Origin of the sequence: Knoellia sp. p5-6-4, assembly GCF_029222705.1 — a bacterium.
GTDB lineage: Bacteria > Actinomycetota > Actinomycetes > Actinomycetales > Dermatophilaceae > Pedococcus_A.
Genome location: NZ_JARGZF010000001.1, coordinates 2022138 through 2037766 on the forward strand (window position 1 = coordinate 2022138; position 15629 = coordinate 2037766).

General features: G+C 72.1%; 14 protein-coding genes. 11 read left to right on the forward strand and 3 right to left on the reverse strand.

Annotated elements, in window-relative coordinates; translation table 11 throughout:
• Nucleotides 1-51 precede the first annotated feature (51 nt).
• Nucleotides 52-1563, reverse strand: a complete 1512-nt coding sequence (locus P2F65_RS09825) for a M20/M25/M40 family metallo-hydrolase (protein WP_275806325.1) — start codon at nucleotides 1561-1563, stop codon at nucleotides 52-54.
• Nucleotides 1564-1755: 192 nt separating this feature from the next.
• Here P2F65_RS09825 and P2F65_RS09830 point away from each other — a divergent pair, with 192 nt between their 5' ends.
• The 8 genes from P2F65_RS09830 (at nucleotide 1756) to P2F65_RS09865 (ending at nucleotide 11611) form a co-directional block, all read left to right on the forward strand.
• Nucleotides 1756-2505 (forward strand): hypothetical protein, encoded by a 750-nt coding sequence (locus P2F65_RS09830; RefSeq protein ID WP_275806327.1) that lies wholly within the window; start codon nucleotides 1756-1758, stop codon nucleotides 2503-2505.
• A gap of 72 nt (nucleotides 2506-2577) precedes the next feature.
• Nucleotides 2578-3249 carry a hypothetical protein gene (locus P2F65_RS09835; protein ID WP_275806329.1) on the forward strand — a complete coding sequence of 224 codons (672 nt, stop codon included), beginning with the start codon at nucleotides 2578-2580 and terminating at the stop codon, nucleotides 3247-3249.
• A 122-nt stretch (nucleotides 3250-3371) separates the two neighbouring features.
• Nucleotides 3372-5957 (forward strand): ATP-dependent chaperone ClpB, encoded by a 2586-nt coding sequence (gene clpB / locus P2F65_RS09840; protein ID WP_275806331.1) that lies wholly within the window; start codon nucleotides 3372-3374, stop codon nucleotides 5955-5957.
• Between the two features lie 121 nt (nucleotides 5958-6078).
• Entirely contained in the window at nucleotides 6079-6528 is a 450-nt protein-coding gene (locus P2F65_RS09845; RefSeq protein WP_275806333.1) for a hypothetical protein, read from the forward strand.
• Complete coding sequence (locus P2F65_RS09850; RefSeq protein ID WP_275806335.1) at nucleotides 6525-7487, forward strand: TIGR03885 family FMN-dependent LLM class oxidoreductase; 963 nt, start codon at nucleotides 6525-6527, stop codon at nucleotides 7485-7487. Before P2F65_RS09845 ends, P2F65_RS09850 begins: the two co-directional genes overlap by 4 nt.
• 3 nt (nucleotides 7488-7490) lie before the next feature.
• Nucleotides 7491-9179 carry an alpha-amylase family protein gene (locus P2F65_RS09855; protein ID WP_275806337.1) on the forward strand — a complete coding sequence of 563 codons (1689 nt, stop codon included), beginning with the start codon at nucleotides 7491-7493 and terminating at the stop codon, nucleotides 9177-9179.
• 88 nt (nucleotides 9180-9267) lie between these two features.
• On the forward strand, nucleotides 9268-9996 hold the full coding sequence (locus P2F65_RS09860; protein ID WP_275806338.1) for an LppX_LprAFG lipoprotein: 729 nt from the start codon (nucleotides 9268-9270) through the stop codon (nucleotides 9994-9996).
• Entirely contained in the window at nucleotides 9977-11611 is a 1635-nt protein-coding gene (locus tag P2F65_RS09865; RefSeq protein ID WP_275806340.1) for an MFS transporter, read from the forward strand. The genes P2F65_RS09860 and P2F65_RS09865 overlap by 20 nt, the downstream gene beginning before the upstream one ends.
• Nucleotides 11612-11672: 61 nt before the next feature.
• Here P2F65_RS09865 and P2F65_RS09870 read toward each other — a convergent pair whose 3' ends face one another.
• Nucleotides 11673-12464, reverse strand: coding sequence for an exodeoxyribonuclease III (locus tag P2F65_RS09870; RefSeq protein ID WP_275806342.1), 792 nt, complete (start codon nucleotides 12462-12464; stop codon nucleotides 11673-11675).
• Between the two features lie 36 nt (nucleotides 12465-12500).
• Here P2F65_RS09870 and P2F65_RS09875 point away from each other — a divergent pair, with 36 nt between their 5' ends.
• Both P2F65_RS09875 and pyrE read left to right on the forward strand, forming a co-directional pair.
• On the forward strand, nucleotides 12501-13277 hold the full coding sequence (locus tag P2F65_RS09875) for an SDR family oxidoreductase (RefSeq protein ID WP_275806344.1): 777 nt from the start codon (nucleotides 12501-12503) through the stop codon (nucleotides 13275-13277).
• A gap of 11 nt (nucleotides 13278-13288) precedes the next feature.
• The gene (gene pyrE / locus P2F65_RS09880; protein WP_275806346.1) at nucleotides 13289-13849 is read left to right on the forward strand and encodes an orotate phosphoribosyltransferase; all 561 of its coding nucleotides are present in this window, start codon (nucleotides 13289-13291) and stop codon (nucleotides 13847-13849) included.
• A 74-nt stretch (nucleotides 13850-13923) separates the two neighbouring features.
• Here pyrE and P2F65_RS09885 read toward each other — a convergent pair whose 3' ends face one another.
• On the reverse strand, nucleotides 13924-14796 hold the full coding sequence (locus P2F65_RS09885) for an SDR family oxidoreductase (protein WP_275806348.1): 873 nt from the start codon (nucleotides 14794-14796) through the stop codon (nucleotides 13924-13926).
• Nucleotides 14797-14904: 108 nt separating this feature from the next.
• Between P2F65_RS09885 and P2F65_RS09890 the strand changes: the two genes are divergently transcribed.
• Nucleotides 14905-15579 carry a LemA family protein gene (locus P2F65_RS09890; RefSeq protein WP_275806350.1) on the forward strand — a complete coding sequence of 225 codons (675 nt, stop codon included), beginning with the start codon at nucleotides 14905-14907 and terminating at the stop codon, nucleotides 15577-15579.
• The last annotated feature ends 50 nt before the right edge of the window (nucleotides 15580-15629 follow it).

Below are 15629 nucleotides of genomic sequence, written 5' to 3' on the forward strand. Positions count from 1 at the left end.
GGCGACGCGTGCGCTGCCGCGCGGCATACGTTCAGCGGTGCGGACGAGCCGTCAGGCGACGTCCTCGTGCAGGTGGTCCTCCACCGGGTGCGGGTTGCCGGACCTGCCGGCGCTGCGCGCCCCGTTGATGGACTCGGTGCTCTGCGCCAGCGTGATGGTCGCGTGCGCGATCGCGTCGCTCATGATGTCGAGCGCGGTGCTGTTGACGTTGGTGATGTCGTCAGCGGGGCTGTGGTAGTTCGGGTCGTAGGTGATGCCGGCCGTGCCGCCGAACATCTCCACCTCCTTGGCCGTCTTCACGCCGTCGCCGCCGGTGAACAGGCCCGAGGCGGGGACGCCGTGCTCGATGAAGGCCTGGTAGTCCGAGCGACCGGAGAACTCGGTGTCGACCCAGGGCTGGGCGATGCCGTCGAAGTAGCTCGTGAGGACGTCCTCGGTCTCGATCGATCCCTTGGGCACCGTGACCGGTGCCTTGTAGGTCGACTGGTCGGCGTCGTAGACCCCGATCTTGAAGTTGGGCGAGGCGATCATGTCGAAGTTGAGGTAGGTGGCGATCCGGTCGAGCTCGTCCTCGTTGTTCTCCGCGAGGTCGCCGACGTAGTGCTCCGAGCCGAGCAGGCCGAGCTCCTCCGCACCCCACCAGGCGAACCGCACCTTGTTGTTGAGCTTGTTGACCTTGGCCAGCTGCACCGCGGTCTCGAGGATGCCGGCCGAGCCGCTGCCGTTGTCGTTGATGCCGGCGCCGTCGTGCACGGAGTCGAGGTGCGCGCCGAGCATGACGACGTTGTCGTCGCGGCCCGTCGTCGTCTCGGCGATGAGGTTGAACGTCCGACGGTCCTCGACGATCTTCTGCAGGTCGAACTTCACGGTGACCCCACCGGCCGCGATCTTGCCCAGCAGCGTCGCGCCCTCGGCCTTGGTGACGCCGGTGATCGGCGCGTAGTTGTCGGCGGGCCCGCCCAGGGTGCCGTTGAGGGCGCCGTCGCCGTTGTTGTAGACGATCGCTGCCGGGGCGCCGGCCGCCTTGGCCATCTGCGACTTCACGGCGAACGCGCAGACTCCGCGGCTGACCAGGGCGATGCTGCCCGCGGGGAAACCGGCCCAGTCAGAGGTCTCGCAGCCGGTCGCCGCGCCGGTCGGTGCGGCGAGGGCAGCGGTGACGCCGCCGCCCGGGGTCGAGGGGCTGTAGCTCATCGGGTTGTGCTCGATGGACCGCTGGTCGGGGGAGACCTCGTCGAGCGAGGTGGAGACGACCTCGTCGTAGACGAAGTCGAAGTACTGGCGCTCGGTCTCGTACCCCGCCGACCGCAGCACCTTCTCGACGTACTCGCCAGAGGCGTCGTAGCCGGCGGTACCCGCCCCACGGTTGCCGTCGTTCTCGTCGGCGATCTCCTGGAACGCCTCGAGGTGCCGCATCACGCCGTCGACGGTGACGGCGGCGCGCATCTCCTGGGAGTTGTTCGGGTTGTCGGCGAAAGCCGGTCCGGCGGCGACGGTGGTCACGGCCAGCCCGGCAGCGGCAAGGGCAGCCGCGGCTGTCGCAGTACGTCGTTGTACTCGCACTGATTCCTCCTGGTGTTGGTGAGCGCCGCCGCCGTGCCTGTCGGCCCCTCGATGGCGACGGCACCCGTGACCCTAGGTCGGCCTCGTCATCGCGAGCCGGTGACGACCGTAAAGAGTTGGCAAGGAAATCCGGGGCTCTCGCGCGGCGTGGGAGGGTCGCCGTCAGCGGCCGGCGCGGGCAGACTGCGGCCCATGGGCCGGGTTGCCCGAGTGGGGGATCGGATCACGCCGCACACCTGGCTGGCAGGTGTCGCGGTCGCCTTCGGCGCCGTCCAGGTGCTTCTCGTGGCCGACTTCCCCCTCGGCTGGGACGAGGCCATCTACGCCAGCCAGAACGACCCCCGCAGGCCGGCTCTGTCGTTCACGGCGCCGCGTGCCCGCGGGATGCCGTGGCTGGCTGCACCCCTGCAGGCGCTGACCGGCTCCTCGGTCGCCCTGCGGGTCTACCTCGCCGCGCTGTCGAGCCTCGCGCTCTACGCCGCGTATGCCGTGTGGCTGAGGGTGCGCCCCGACGGCTCGGTCGCGCTGGCGGCCCTGGTCTTCGGGTCGCTCTGGACGAGCGTGTTCTACGGGCCGAGCCTGATGCCCAACGTCCTCATCGCGCTCGCGGGCGTCCTCGCCACCGGCACCCTCCTGTGCGCCGCGCTCGGGCGGGCCCCGGCCTGGCTGCCCTGGGCAGGTGGGGCCGCCGTGGCGGCGACGACGCTGATCCGGCCGGGCGACGCGGTGCCGCTGCTCGGGGCGCTCGGCCTCGCGGTGCTCGCCCACCCGCAGTGGCGACGCAGGGTGGTGGGCCTCCTCGCCCCCCTCGTGGCGGGGGCGGCCGTCGGTGCGGTGCCGTGGCTGGTGGAGGCCCAGCAGCGCTATGACGGCATCTGGCCCAGGGTGCGGCGCGCGCTGAGCACCCAGGGCACCGGCGAGCGCTTCGTGCCGGACTACTAGCTGCGGGCCTTCGACGGGCCGCTGCTCTGCCGGCCCTGCGTCCGCGAGCAGCAGCCGATCCCGCTGTCCGGTGTGGTGCTGTGGGCGGTCGGTCTCGCGCTGGTGGTGCTGGCCGTGTGGGTCGCGCTGCGCCGGACGCCTGCCGGGGAGAGCCGGGAGGTGACCCTGCTCCCCGCGTGGACCGGGGCGGTGCTGGCGCTGCCCTACCTGCTGCTCGTCGGGTATGCCGCGCCACGGTTCCTGCTGCCGGCCTACGCGCTGCTTGCCCTACCGGTGGCGCACGCGCTGCGCCACCTCGTGAACGCCGTGGCCGGGCCCTGGCGGGCGGTCGTGGCCGCCGGCGTGGCGGTCGGCCTGCTCGCGCACGGCACGGTGCAGCTGAGCATCCTCGGCAGCATCACGGAGGGCAGCCAGAACGGCCGGGACCGCTGGCTGCGCGTCGCCGAGGTGCTCGAGCGCCACGAGGTCCGTCCTCCCTGCGTCCTGCTCGGCCGGGAGTCGGCGCCGGTGGCCTACCTCGCCCGGTGCGACGCAGTGGTCATCAAGCGCTACCCGGGAGACGAGCCGTTCACCCTCGCCGACCTGCGGGGCGCGCTCGCCCGGCAGTCCGTGGCCGTCGTGCTCCGCTCCGGCGAGGAGCGTCCGGCCTACACCCGCGGATGGCGGGCGGTGCCGAGCGCGGAGCTGCCGAAGGGCTGGCGGGTCCTCGTGGCGCCCGCCGCCGCGTCGCCGACACCACCCTGAGGCGCCACCGTCCGTGAGGCCCGGCTGCAGCACGAAGTTGAGCGGAATACACTCAACTTTGAGCGGGTTGAACCGCGTGAGCCCACGCATCTCACCGACGTACCTCACAGGAGACACCACCCATGGAGTTGAAGCCGACCGCGAAGGTCGCTGAGGCCCTGGCCATCGCCCAGCGCTCCGCCCAGTCCAGCGGCCACCCCGAGATCACCCCTGACCACCTCACCAGTGCCCTGATCCAGCTCGACACCGCGCAGGCGGACGCCTTGCTGCAGGCCGCCGGCACCGGTGCGGCGCACGTGCTGGGGCAGGCCGACGCGCGGCTCCGCGCGCTGCCCACGACCTCGGGTGCCGCCCAGCCACCGGGCCTGGGGCGGGAGGCCGCGGCGGTCCTCCAGCAGGCGGACACCCTCATGCGGGCCAAGGGCGACACCTACCTCGCGCTCGACCTGCTCCTGCTCGCGCTCGCGGAGACCGGCCACCTCGCCGCCGTGCAGAAGCGTGGCGCCAAGGACATGGAGGCCAAGGTCGACGCCCTGCGAGGCGGCCGGAAGGTCACCAGTGAGACGCCCGCCGAGGCCGGGGAGGCCCTCGAGAAGTACGGCACCGACCTGACCCAGATGGCGCGCGACGGCAGGCTCGACCCGGTCATCGGCCGCGACGCCGAGATCCGCCGTGTCGTGCAGGTCCTCTCGCGGCGCACCAAGAACAACCCGGTGCTCATCGGTGAGCCCGGCGTCGGCAAGACCGCCGTCGTCGAGGGCCTCGCCCAGCGCGTCGTCGACGGCGACGTGCCGGAGTCGCTGCGCGACAAGCGGCTCATCAGCCTCGACCTCGGCGCGATGGTGGCGGGCGCGAAGTACCGCGGCGAGTTCGAGGAGCGGCTCAAGGCCGTGCTCGAGGAGATCAAGGACAGCAACGGCCAGATCATCACCTTCATCGACGAGCTGCACACGGTCGTCGGCGCCGGCGCCACCGGTGAGGGCGCGATGGATGCGGGCAACATGCTCAAGCCGCTGCTGGCCCGCGGCGAGCTGCGCCTGGTCGGCGCGACCACGCTCGACGAGTACCGCGAGCACATCGAGAAGGACGCCGCCCTCGAACGCCGGTTCCAGCAGGTCTTCGTGGGCGAGCCCAGCGTCGAGGACACCATCGCGATCCTCCGCGGCCTCAAGGAGCGCTACGAGGCCCACCACAAGGTCGAGATCGAGGACAGCGCGCTCGTCGCCGCTGCGAGTCTGTCGGACCGCTACATCACCGGGCGCCAGCTGCCCGACAAGGCCATCGACCTCGTCGACGAGGCGGCGTCGCGGCTGCGCATGGAGATCGACTCCAGCCCGGTCGAGATCGACGAGCTCCGCCGCGCCGTCGACCGGCTGAAGATGGAGGAGCTGCACCTGCAGAGCGAGACCGACGAGGCCTCCCGGGAGCGGCTCGAGGCGTTGCGCAAGACCCTCGCCGACAAGAGCGAGCAGCTCGCCGCGCTCAACGCCCGCTGGGAGCAGGAGAAGTCCGGCCTCAACCGGGTCGGCGAGCTCAAGGCACGCCTCGACGAGGCCCGCAGCCAGGCCGAGCGCCTGCAGCGCGAGGGCCAGCTGGGCGAGGCGTCCGCGATCCTCTACGGCCAGATCCCGGCCCTGCAGCGCGACCTCGACGCCGCGCTCGAGGCCGAGGGCACCGTGCGCGTGGACACCATGGTCAAGGAGCGGGTCGGTGCCGACGACATCGCCGAGGTCATCAGCGCCTGGACCGGCATCCCGGCCGGCCGGCTGCTGCAGGGCGAGACCGAGAAGCTGCTCAGCATGGAGTCGATCATCGGTGCCCGGCTCATCGGCCAGGAGGCGGCGGTGCGCGCCGTCAGCGACGCCGTCCGGCGCAGCCGCGCGGGCCTCGCCGATCCCGACCGCCCGACTGGCAGCTTCCTCTTCCTCGGACCGACCGGCGTCGGCAAGACCGAGCTCGCCAAGAGCCTTGCCGACTTCCTGTTCGACGACGAGCGGGCGATGGTCCGCATCGACATGAGCGAGTACGGCGAGCGGCACGCCGTGGCCCGCCTCATCGGCGCCCCGCCCGGCTACGTCGGCTACGAGGAGGGCGGCCAGCTCACCGAGGCGGTCCGCCGCCGGCCCTACTCCGTCGTGCTCCTCGACGAGGTGGAGAAGGCCCACCCGGAGACCTTCGACATCCTGCTGCAGGTGCTCGACGACGGTCGCCTCACCGACGGCCAGGGCCGCACGGTCGACTTCCGCAACGTCATCCTCGTGATGACCTCCAACCTCGGCTCGCAGTTCCTCATCGACCCGGTGATGTCGACCGAGGACAAGAAGGAGGCCGTCATGTCGGCGGTGCGGGCCTCGTTCAAGCCTGAGTTCCTCAACCGCCTCGACGAGGTCGTCGTCTTCGACCCGCTCAGCACCGAGGAGCTCGGCCACATCGTCGAGCTGCAGGTGCGCCAGCTGGCCACCCGCCTGGCCGAGCGCAGGATCACCCTCGAGGTCACCGACGCGGCCCGCGAGTGGCTGGCCCTCACCGGCTACGACCCCGCCTACGGCGCCCGGCCGCTGCGACGCCTGGTGCAGAAGGAGATCGGCGACCGACTGGCCAAGGCGCTGCTCGCGGGCGAGGTGCGTGACGGCGACACCGTGCTGGTCGACCGTGACGACGCCCTCGACGGGCTCGTCGTGCGCGGAGTGGACCACGCCGTGGCCTGACCCGGGCACGGCGAGAGGAGCCGAGGGGGTATGCCGTGAGCACACGGCATACCCCCTCGGCGCGTTCGCGGGCCGGCGGCTTCCCATGCGGACTCGGCGGGCCGGCACCACACTGGAGCGCATGACCGACGAGCCCCTGCACAAGCGCCCAGCGGGCGCCAGCGACGCCACGGTCGAGGCCGTGGGCAAGGTGAGCGAGGCCTTCGAGGCCATCGAGGAGGTCCGCGGTCGGCTCTACGGCCTGCACCGCCTCGTCGGCACCGCCGACCTCGCCCTTAGCGAGGCCGTCGACCTGCTGCGCAAGGCAGGCCACCACGAGCTCGCCGACACCGTCGACCGCGACATGGTCGGCCGCAACGTGCTCCCCGGCATGTGGACGTTCCAGATCGTCGAGGCCTTCGACTCCGGCTACTACGCCGAGTTCCAGCGCATCGAGAAGCTCGTGCGCGACGAGCTGATGGGCGGCCAGCGGCACGTCTACGAGGCCGAGATGAAGAAGCGCGAGCGCACCCAGGGCCGGCCCGGTCACGAGGCCTCGCAGGACGACCTGCCGGTGGAGGAGCTGTCATGACCCGCTACGGCTTCCACGCCTCGCACGAGCAGATCAACCCACGGCAGCTGCTCGCCGACGTCCAGCAGGCCGAGCAGGCCGGCTTCGACATGGCCATGTGCTCCGACCACTTCTCGCCGTGGAGCGAGAAGCAGGGCCACTCGGGCTACACCTGGGCCTGGCTCGGGGCGGCGCTCGCCACCACCTCGCTGCGCCTCGGCTGCGTCAGCGCACCCGGGCAGCGCTACCACCCCGCGGTCCACGCGCAGAAGATCGCGACGCTCGGGCAGATGTTCCCGGGGCGGTTCTGGGTGGCGCTCGGCAGCGGCGAGGCCAGCAACGAGCACATCACCGGTGACGGCTGGCCGCGCAAGGAGATCCGCACCCAGCGGCTCGAGGAGTGCGTCGACGTCATCCGCCGGATGCTCGCCGGCGAGGAGGTCAGCCACGACGGGCTGGTGACCGTCGACCGGGCGCGGGTGTGGGACCTGCCCGACCCCGTGCCGCCGCTCATCGGCCCTGCCGTCTCGGTCGAGAGCGCCGCCCGGGTGGCGGCCTGGGCCGACGGGCTGGTCACGGTCAACCAGCCGGTCGAGACGCTGCGGGAGGTCGTCGACGCCTACCGCGGCGCCGGGGGCACCGGGCCCATGGCGCTGCAGGTGCACCTGTCGTTCGCGCCGACCGACGAGGAGGCCCTGGCGATCGCGCACGAGCAGTGGGGCGGCAACGTCTTCGGCCCGCCGATCTCGTGGGACATCGAGACCGCCGAGGCGTTCGACGTGCTGTGGCAGAAGGTCCAGCCGGAGGAGGTCCGCGGCCCGGTCAACGTCTCCAACGACCTCGGCCGGCACCGCGACTGGCTGGCGGAGTACGCCGAGCTCGGTTTCGACGAGATCTACCTGCACCACGTGGGTCAGGAGCAGCAGGCCTTCATCGACGCCTTCGGCTCGACGGTGCTGCCGGAACTGCGGAAGGGCTGAGCCGTGACCACGCGACTGTCCAACACCAGCGACCTGTGGTGGAAGAACGCCGTCATCTACTGCGTCGACGTCGAGACCTACTTCGACTCCGACGGCGACGGTGTCGGCGACATCGTCGGCATGACCCAGCGGATCGACTACCTCGCCGAGCTCGGCGTCACCTGCCTGTGGCTCATGCCGTTCTACCCCACGCCCGACCGCGACGACGGCTACGACGTCACCGACCTGTTCGGCGTCGACAGCCGGCTGGGCACCCACGGAGACCTCGTCGAGCTGATCCGCACCGCGGGCGACCGCGGCATCCGGGTGATCGCCGACCTCGTCGTCAACCACACGTCCGACAAGCACCCGTGGTTCAAGGCAGCCCGGCGGAGCAAGGACAACCCCTACCGCGACTACTACGTCTGGCGCTCCGACCCGCCGCCCGACACCAAGGCCAAGGTCGTCTTCCCCGACAAGGAAGACAGCATCTGGGAGCTCGACGAGAAGACGGGCGAGTGGTACCTCCACCACTTCTACAAGCACCAGCCCGACCTCAACTTCGCCAACCCCGCGGTCCGTGACGAGATCGCCAAGTCGATCGGGTTCTGGCTCCAGGTGGGCATCGCCGGCTTCCGCGTCGACGCCGTGCCCTTCCTCATCGCCGACGTCGACACCGCCGGCGACGACGTGCCGGGCGACCCGCACGAGTACCTCAAGGCGCTGCGGGCCTTCCTCGGCCGCCGGCGCGGCGACGGCATCCTGCTCGGCGAGGTCAACCTGCCGCACAAGGAGCAGAAGCAGTACTTCGGCGGCAACGCCGGTGACGAGCTGAACATGATGTTCGACTTCATCACCATGCAGGCGATGTACCTCTCGCTGGCCCGCGAGGACGCCCGCCCGCTGACGAAGGCGCTCAAGTCTCGGCCGCCGATCCACGAGGACTGCCAGTGGGCGACCTTCGTGCGCAACCACGACGAGCTCACCCTCGACAAGCTGAGCGAGAAGGAGCGGCAGGAGGTCTTCGCCGCCTTCGGCCCCGAGCCGGAGATGCAGCTCTACTCGCGCGGGCTGAAGCGGCGGCTGCCCCCCATGATGGGCGGCGACCCGCGCCGGGTGCGCATGGTCTACAGCCTGCTGTTCTCCCTGCCGGGCACGCCGACGCTCTACTACGGCGAGGAGATCGGCATGGGCGAGGACCTCGCGGCCGAGGGCCGGATGGCGGTCCGCACGCCCATGCAGTGGGAGCCGGTGCACAACGGCGGGTTCTCCACCGCACCGCCGCGCAAGCTGGTGCAGCGACCCGTGCCCGACGGCTTCGGCCCCCAGCACGTCAACGTGGCCGACCAGAAGCGCGACCCCGACTCGCTCTGGAACTTCATGCGCAACGTGATCCAGACCTACCGCGAGTGCCCGGAGCTCGGCTGGGGCGACTTCACCGTGCTCCAGCAGCCGCTGCGCCAGGTCTTCGCGCACCGCTGCCACTGGTCGGGGTCCTCGGTCGTGGCCGTGCACAACCTCTCGCCCGACCCGGTCACCGCCTCCTTCCCGCTCGACCCGCGCGACACCGAGGGCGAGGGCCCGATCTGGCTCGAGGACCTGCTGGAGCGCGGCTCCACCGAGCCCGGCCCGGGAGGCACCGTCAAGCTGCCGCTCGACGGCTACGGCCACCGCTGGTTCCGCGTCCGCAGGGACGACCTGCCCCGACCCTGAATGACGGAGCCCGGTCCTGCGCAGGCCCGGTGCGCCGGGTGGGCGCGGCGGTGGGGGACCGGGCCGGCAGGACGACTACCGTGGCGCCATGAGGCTGACGGGCGCCCGGTTGTGCCGGCGTGCGAGGGGTGCCGCCATGACGGCAGCGGTGTTGTCGGTGGTGCTGGCGGCCGGTGCGTGCACCGACGACGAGAAGGCCGGCGAGGCCAGGGGGCAGACACCGGCCGAGCTGCTGGCCTCGGCGCGCGCGAACCTCGAGCAGAGCCCGAGCGTCAGCTTCACCCTGGAGTCGCAGGGCCTGCCGGGTGAGGCGGTCGGCATCTCGGGGGCCAAGGGCACGGGCCGGTTCACCCCGCCCTCCTTCACCGGCACCCTGAACGCGTCGGTCAACGGGGTGACGGGCACCGTGGACGTCATCGCGGTGGAGCAGGACGTCTACATGAAGTTCTTCACGCCCGACTACAACCGCATCGACCCGGCCGACTACGGCGCGCCCAACCCGGCCGGGCTGTTCGACACCACCACGGGCGTCACGAGCCTCGTCGACACGACGCAGGGCCTGCGGAAGGACGCCACCGTGCGCGACGGCGCCGACGTCCTGGCCACCCTGAAGGGCACGCTGCCCGGTGCGGCCGTCGCCGACCTGCTCGTGGTCGGTGACCGCGCCGGCACGTTCGAGGTCACCTACGGCGTCACCGACCGCAGCCACGAGCTGCGCACGGTCGTGCTGACCGGGCCGTTCTACGAGGGCGCCACCTCCACCTACACGCTGCGGCTCAAGCGGCTCGACCAGCCCGTTGAGATCACCCGCCCCTAGGGCGCTGCTCGCCACGGCCTCGGTCGCCGTGGCGCTGGCGGCGGCCGACATCTACGTCGTCGTGCTGGCGCTGACCGACATGATGACCGGTGTCGGGATCGGCATCGACGCGCTGCAGAAGGCCACCCCGATCATCTCGGGCTTCCTGCTCGGATACATCGCCGTGCTGCCGCTCATCGGGCGGCTGGCCGACCTGGTCTCACGCCAGCAGGTCCTCCTCGGGTGCCTCGCGGTGTTCGTGCTGGGCTCGGCCGTCACCGCTCTCGCCGTCGAGCTGCCCGTGCTGGTGGTCGGTCGGGTCGTGCAGGGCATCGGTGGTGGCGGGCTCGTGCCGGCCACCCTCGCCCTCGTCGCCGACCTCTGGCCGGCGGGCAGGCGCGGCACGCCGCTCGGGGTGGTGGGGGCCGTGCAGGAGCTGGGCAGCGTGCTGGGGCCGGTGCTCGGCGCCGCCGTGCTGGCCGTCGCCGACTGGCGCGCCATCTTCTGGCTCAACGTCGTGCTCGGCCTGCTCCTCGCCGGCGCGGTGATGCTCACCGGTCGGCACCGCCCGGCCCGGCCACGCGGCATGCCGGTGGTCGTCGGGGCGCTCGCCCTGGGAGCCGGTGCACTCGCACTGGCGGCGCCCTCGGCCCTCGTGACCGACGTCGAACTCGGCGTGCCGTTCGTGCCCTTCGACCCCGAGTCGGGCTCGCGGGTCGCCACCCCGATCGGTCTGACCGCCCTCGGGCTCGGTGTGGTCTGGCTGGCCGTCACCGCCCCGCGCTGGTGGCCCGTGCTGCGGCGGGCCGACCTGCCGGGCGCGGTGCTGCTGGGTGTGGCGCTCGGCACGGTGGTGCTCACCTTCGCCGCCTCCGACCCCGAGCGGGAGGTGGTCGGCCCGCCGGGGTTCGCCCTGCTGCCCGTCGGCGTCGTCGCCGCCGTGCTCTACCTGTGGCGGCACCGGCGGGCGGCGGAACCGCTCGTCGCGCGCGGGGTGGTGCGGGGGCGGGCCCGACCGGCGCTCGCGGTCAGCCTGCTCGTCGGGGTCGCCCTCGTGGCGGTCGTCGTCGACGTGCCGGTGCTGGCGCGCCTCACGCTGACCGACTCGCAGACCACCGCCGCGCTGGTGCTCGTGCGGTTCCTCGTGGCGGTGCCGGTGGGAGCGCTCGCCGGTGGCTGGCTGCTGCGACGTCTCGGCGACGGGGCGGTCGCCGGCGTCGGCCTGCTGCTGGCAGCCGCGGGCCTGTGGCAGATGAGCCGGTGGGGCGAGGGCTCGCTCGACCGGGGCAGCACCACCGTGGTGCTCGCGGCCGTGGGCGTGGGGATGGGCCTCGCGCTGGCGCCGGTCAACAACGCCGCCCTGGCCAGCGCCCCGCACGACGCGCACGGCGTGGCCAGTGCCCTCGTGGTGGTCGCGCGCATGGTCGGCATGGTCGTCGGGCTCGCGCTGCTCACCGCGATCGGGCTGCACCGCTACTACGAGACGGTCGCCGCCCTGCCCGACCAGACCGACACGGCGGCGCTGGTGGGGGCGGGCCTGGTGCAGGTGCAGACCGTCTTCGCGGGTGCGGCCCTGGCGGCGCTGGCCGGCGCCGGGCTGTCAGCGGGCCTGGGACTGCGCCGCGTCGAGGTGTGAGAGCAGGAGCCCGGAAGTCCGTGCTGTGCGGGCCCGCGAGGGTGCCGCCGAGGCCGGCAGGTCAGTCCTCGAGCTCGACGACGACCGGGGCGTGGTCGGAGGCGCCCTTTCCCTTGCGCTCCTCGCGGTCGATGACGGCGCCCACGACGCGGTCGGCCAGGGCGGGGGAGCCGAGCACGAAGTCGATGCGCATGCCCTGCCGCTTGGCGAAGCGCAGCTGGGTGTAGTCCCAGTAGGTGTAGACGCCGGGGCCGGGGGCGTGCGGGCGCACGACGTCGACGAAACCGGCGTCGAGGAAGCCTTGGAAGGCCGCGCGCTCGCCCGGGGAGACGTGGGTGCGGCCCGCGAAGTACGCCATGTCCCAGACGTCGTCGTCCTGGGGGGCGATGTTCCAGTCGCCCATGAGGGCCACCTGGGCCGACGGGTCGGCGGCGAGCCACTGCTGGGCGTTGCGCTTCAGCGTCGCGAGCCACTCCAGCTTGTAGGGCATGTGCGGGTCGTCGAGGGTGCGGCCGTTCGGCACGTAGAGCGACCAGGCCCGCACGCCGCCGCACACCGCACCGATGGCCCGGGCCTCCGCGGCCACCGGGTCACCCCATCCGGGCACGTCGGTGAAGCCGAGCTGCACGTCCTCGAGCCCGACGCGGGAGAGCAGGGCGACACCGTTCCAGTGGTTGAGGCCGTAGTGGGCGACCTCGTAGCCGAGGCCCTTCAGCCGGTGATGAGGAAACTGGTCTTCACGGCACTTGGTCTCCTGGATCGCGAGCACGTCGACGTCGCTGCGCTGCAGCCAGGCCTCGAGGCGGTCGATGCGGGAGCGGATCGAGTTGACGTTCCAGGTGGCAATACGCACGCAGTCACCCTAGGTGGCCCGCCTAGAGTGGGGCACATGAGCACCGCCCTGGTGACCGGCGCCACATCCGGTATCGGCCTGTCCTTCGCCCACCAGCTCGCCGAGCGCGGGCACGACGTCGTGCTGGTCGCCCGCGACCGGGTGCGGCTCGAGAACGTCTCCGACGAGCTGCGCGCCAAGTACGGCGTCAGCACGGAGATCCTCGTGGCCGACCTCTCCGACCGTGCCGAGACCGGCAAGGTGGCCGAGCGGCTGGCCGACCGGGCCAGGCCGGTGGACCTGCTCGTCAACAACGCCGGCTACGCCTTGAAGAAGCGCTTCCTCGACAACGACGTCACCGAGGAGGAGGCGGTCTTCGACGTGCTCGGCCGGGCGGTCCTGGTGCTCTCACACGCCGCGGCCCGCGCCATGCGCGAACGCGGCCACGGCGCCATCGTCAACGTCTCCTCGGTCGCGGGCCAGATCAGCTCCGGCACCTACTCGGCCATCAAGTCCTTCGTCACGGTCTTCACCGAGGGCCTGTCGGCCGAGCTCGCCGGCACCGGTGTGACCGCGACCGCCCTGCTGCCGGGCTTCACCCGCACCGAGTTCCACCAGCGGGCGAGGCTCAACATGTCGCGGCTGCCGAAGTTCATGTGGCTCGACGCCGACCGCCTCGTCGCCGACTGCCTCGACGACGTGGCCAAGGGCCGCGTGGTCTCCGTGCCCGGGACGCACTACAAGGCGATCGTGGCCGGCCTCAGGTTCGTGCCGCGCTCGGTCGTGCGCAGCCGGGCGCGGACCGTGCACCGGCCGAAGGCCGACCGGGGCTAGGCTGGCGGCCCGTGACCGACACCGCTGTGACCACAGACCGCGCTCGCCTCCTCGAGATCGTCAAGGCCAAGGCCATCGTGCACGGCCGGGTGACCCTCTCCTCGGGCAAGGAGGCCGACTACTACGTCGACCTGCGCCGCATCACCCTCGACGGCGAGGCCGCGCCGCTCGTCGGCCGCGTGATGCTCGACCTGGTCGATGACCTCGACTTCGACGCCGTCGGCGGCCTCACCCTCGGCGCCGACCCCGTCGCCACGTCGATGCTGCACGCCGGCGCCGCTGCCGGCAGGAGCCTCGACGCCTTCGTCGTGCGCAAGGCCGGCAAGGCCCACGGCCTCCAGCAGCGCATCGAGGGCCCGTCGATCGAGGGCCGCCGGGTGCTCGTCGTCGAGGACACCTCGACCACCGGCGCCTCCCCGCTCGAGGCCGCCACCGCCGCCCGTGAGGCCGGGGCCGAGGTGGTCGGTGTGGCCACCATCGCCGACCGCGCCACCGGCGCCGGCGCGAAGTTCGCCGAGGCGGGGCTGGAGTACCGCTTCGTCTACGGACTGGAGGAGCTCGGGCTCGCCTGAGCCCCACCCGCACAAGAGGCGGTATGCCGCGCGGTCCCCGGCCGCGCGGCATACCGCCTCTCGTCGTTCGTGGGTCAGAAGACCGGCTTGCCACCGGTGACGCCGAGCACGGTGCCTGAGACGTAGCTCGCCTCGTCGGAGGCGAGGTAGACGAACGCGCTGGCGACCTCGATGGGCTGGCCGGCGCGGCCGAGCGGGGTGTCGGCGCCGAAGCCCTCGACCTTGTCCTCGCCGAACGTGGCGGGGATCAGCGGCGTCCAGATGGGGCCGGGCGCCACGGCGTTGACGCGAACTCCCTTGGGGCCCAGCATCGCCGCGAGGTTGACCATGAGGTTGTTGAGGGCGGCCTTGGTGGCGGCGTAGTCGAGCAGCGGCTCCGACGGCGAGAAGGCCTGGATCGAGGTGGTGATGAGCACCGAGGAGCCCGCGGCCATCGTCGGGGCAACGGCCTGGGTCAGCCAGAACGTCGCGAAGACGTTGGTCTCGAAGGTGCGCTCGAGCTGCCCGGGTGGGAACTCCTCGAGGTCGGGCTGGGCCATCTGGAAGGCGGCGTTGCAGACGAGCACGTCGATGCCGCCGAGCCCGCTCCGGGCCTGCTCGGCGACGTCGCGGGCCGCCTCCTCGGTGCGGATGTCGGCCGGGATGAGCACGCACGTGCGGCCCGCCTTCTCCACCTCGGCGCGCACCTGCTCGGCGTCCCCGGCCTCCTCGGGCAGGAAAGCGATCGCGACGTCGGCGCCCTCCTTGGCGAACGCGATCGCCGTGGCGCGGCCGATGCCGGAGTCACCGCCGGTGATGAGGGCCCGCTTGCCGGTGAGCCGGTCGCGGCCGGTCCACGACTGCTCCCCGTGGTCGGGCGTGGGAGTCATCTCGGCGGTGTGGCCGGGCCACTCCTGCTGCTGGGCGGGGATGTTCGCAAGGGTCTGGTCAGTGGTCGGCTCAGGCATGCCCCCACTCTCTGTGCGGCCCCCGGGCCTCGCAACCGGTGCAGAGCCCCGGTGCGCCGAGGGGTCCGCCCACTAGGATCGGCGGCACCGAGGACAGGGGAGTTCACCATGTGGGTCTGGATCATCATCGGCATCGTCGTGGTGCTGCTCGCGCTCGCGGTGGTGGGCGTCTACAACGGGCTCGTCAAGCTGCGCAACCGGGTGCAGGAGGCGTGGCGCCAGATCGACGTCGAGCTCAAGCGGCGGCACGACCTCATCGGCAACCTCGTCGAGACGGTCAAGGGCTACGCGGCCCACGAGCGGGGCACCCTCGAGGACGTCATGAAGGCCCGGTCGGCGGCCATGGCCGGGGGCCAGAGCCCCGCGGCTCAGGCGCAGACCGAGGGTGCCCTCAGCGCCGCGCTCGGCCGGCTCTTCGCCGTCGCCGAGGCCTACCCGGACCTGAAGGCCAACCAGAACTTCCTGTCGCTGCAGGAGGAGCTGACCTCCACGGAGGACAGGATCGCCTCGGCCCGGCGCTACTACAACGCCAACGTGCGCGAGCTCAACACCAGGGTCGAGACGGTGCCGAGCAACATCGTGGCCGGCATGTTCGGCATCGGCCGAGCCGAGTACTTCGAGGCAGAGGGCGCCGAGCGCGACGTGGTGAAGGTCGACTTCGGCCAGCGCGAGGCCACCATCCCGCCCCCCAGCGGGTATGCCGGGGGCACGCCCGCCGGTTCGCAGCCCGGTTCGGAGGGGCCGGCCGACCCGCCGCGGGGGGCCGTGCCGCCGTCCGAGTAGATGTCCTCCGGGACGAACCGCCGTCCACCGACCGGTGGACGGCGGTTCAT

Bases quoted from the DNA above. Each gene is read 5' to 3' on its own strand.
- P2F65_RS09830 (WP_275806327.1), top strand. From the start codon at position 1,756: ATGGGCCGGGTTGCCCGAGTGGGGGATCGGATCACGCCGCACACCTGG.
- clpB (WP_275806331.1), top strand. From the start codon at position 3,372: ATGGAGTTGAAGCCGACCGCGAAGGTCGCTGAGGCCCTGGCCATCGCC.
- P2F65_RS09845 (WP_275806333.1), top strand. From the start codon at position 6,079: ATGACCGACGAGCCCCTGCACAAGCGCCCAGCGGGCGCCAGCGACGCC.
- P2F65_RS09850 (WP_275806335.1), top strand. From the start codon at position 6,525: ATGACCCGCTACGGCTTCCACGCCTCGCACGAGCAGATCAACCCACGG.
- P2F65_RS09860 (WP_275806338.1), top strand. From the start codon at position 9,268: ATGAGGCTGACGGGCGCCCGGTTGTGCCGGCGTGCGAGGGGTGCCGCC.
- P2F65_RS09875 (WP_275806344.1), top strand. From the start codon at position 12,501: ATGAGCACCGCCCTGGTGACCGGCGCCACATCCGGTATCGGCCTGTCC.
- P2F65_RS09885 (WP_275806348.1), bottom strand. From the start codon at position 14,796: ATGCCTGAGCCGACCACTGACCAGACCCTTGCGAACATCCCCGCCCAG.
- P2F65_RS09890 (WP_275806350.1), top strand. From the start codon at position 14,905: ATGTGGGTCTGGATCATCATCGGCATCGTCGTGGTGCTGCTCGCGCTC.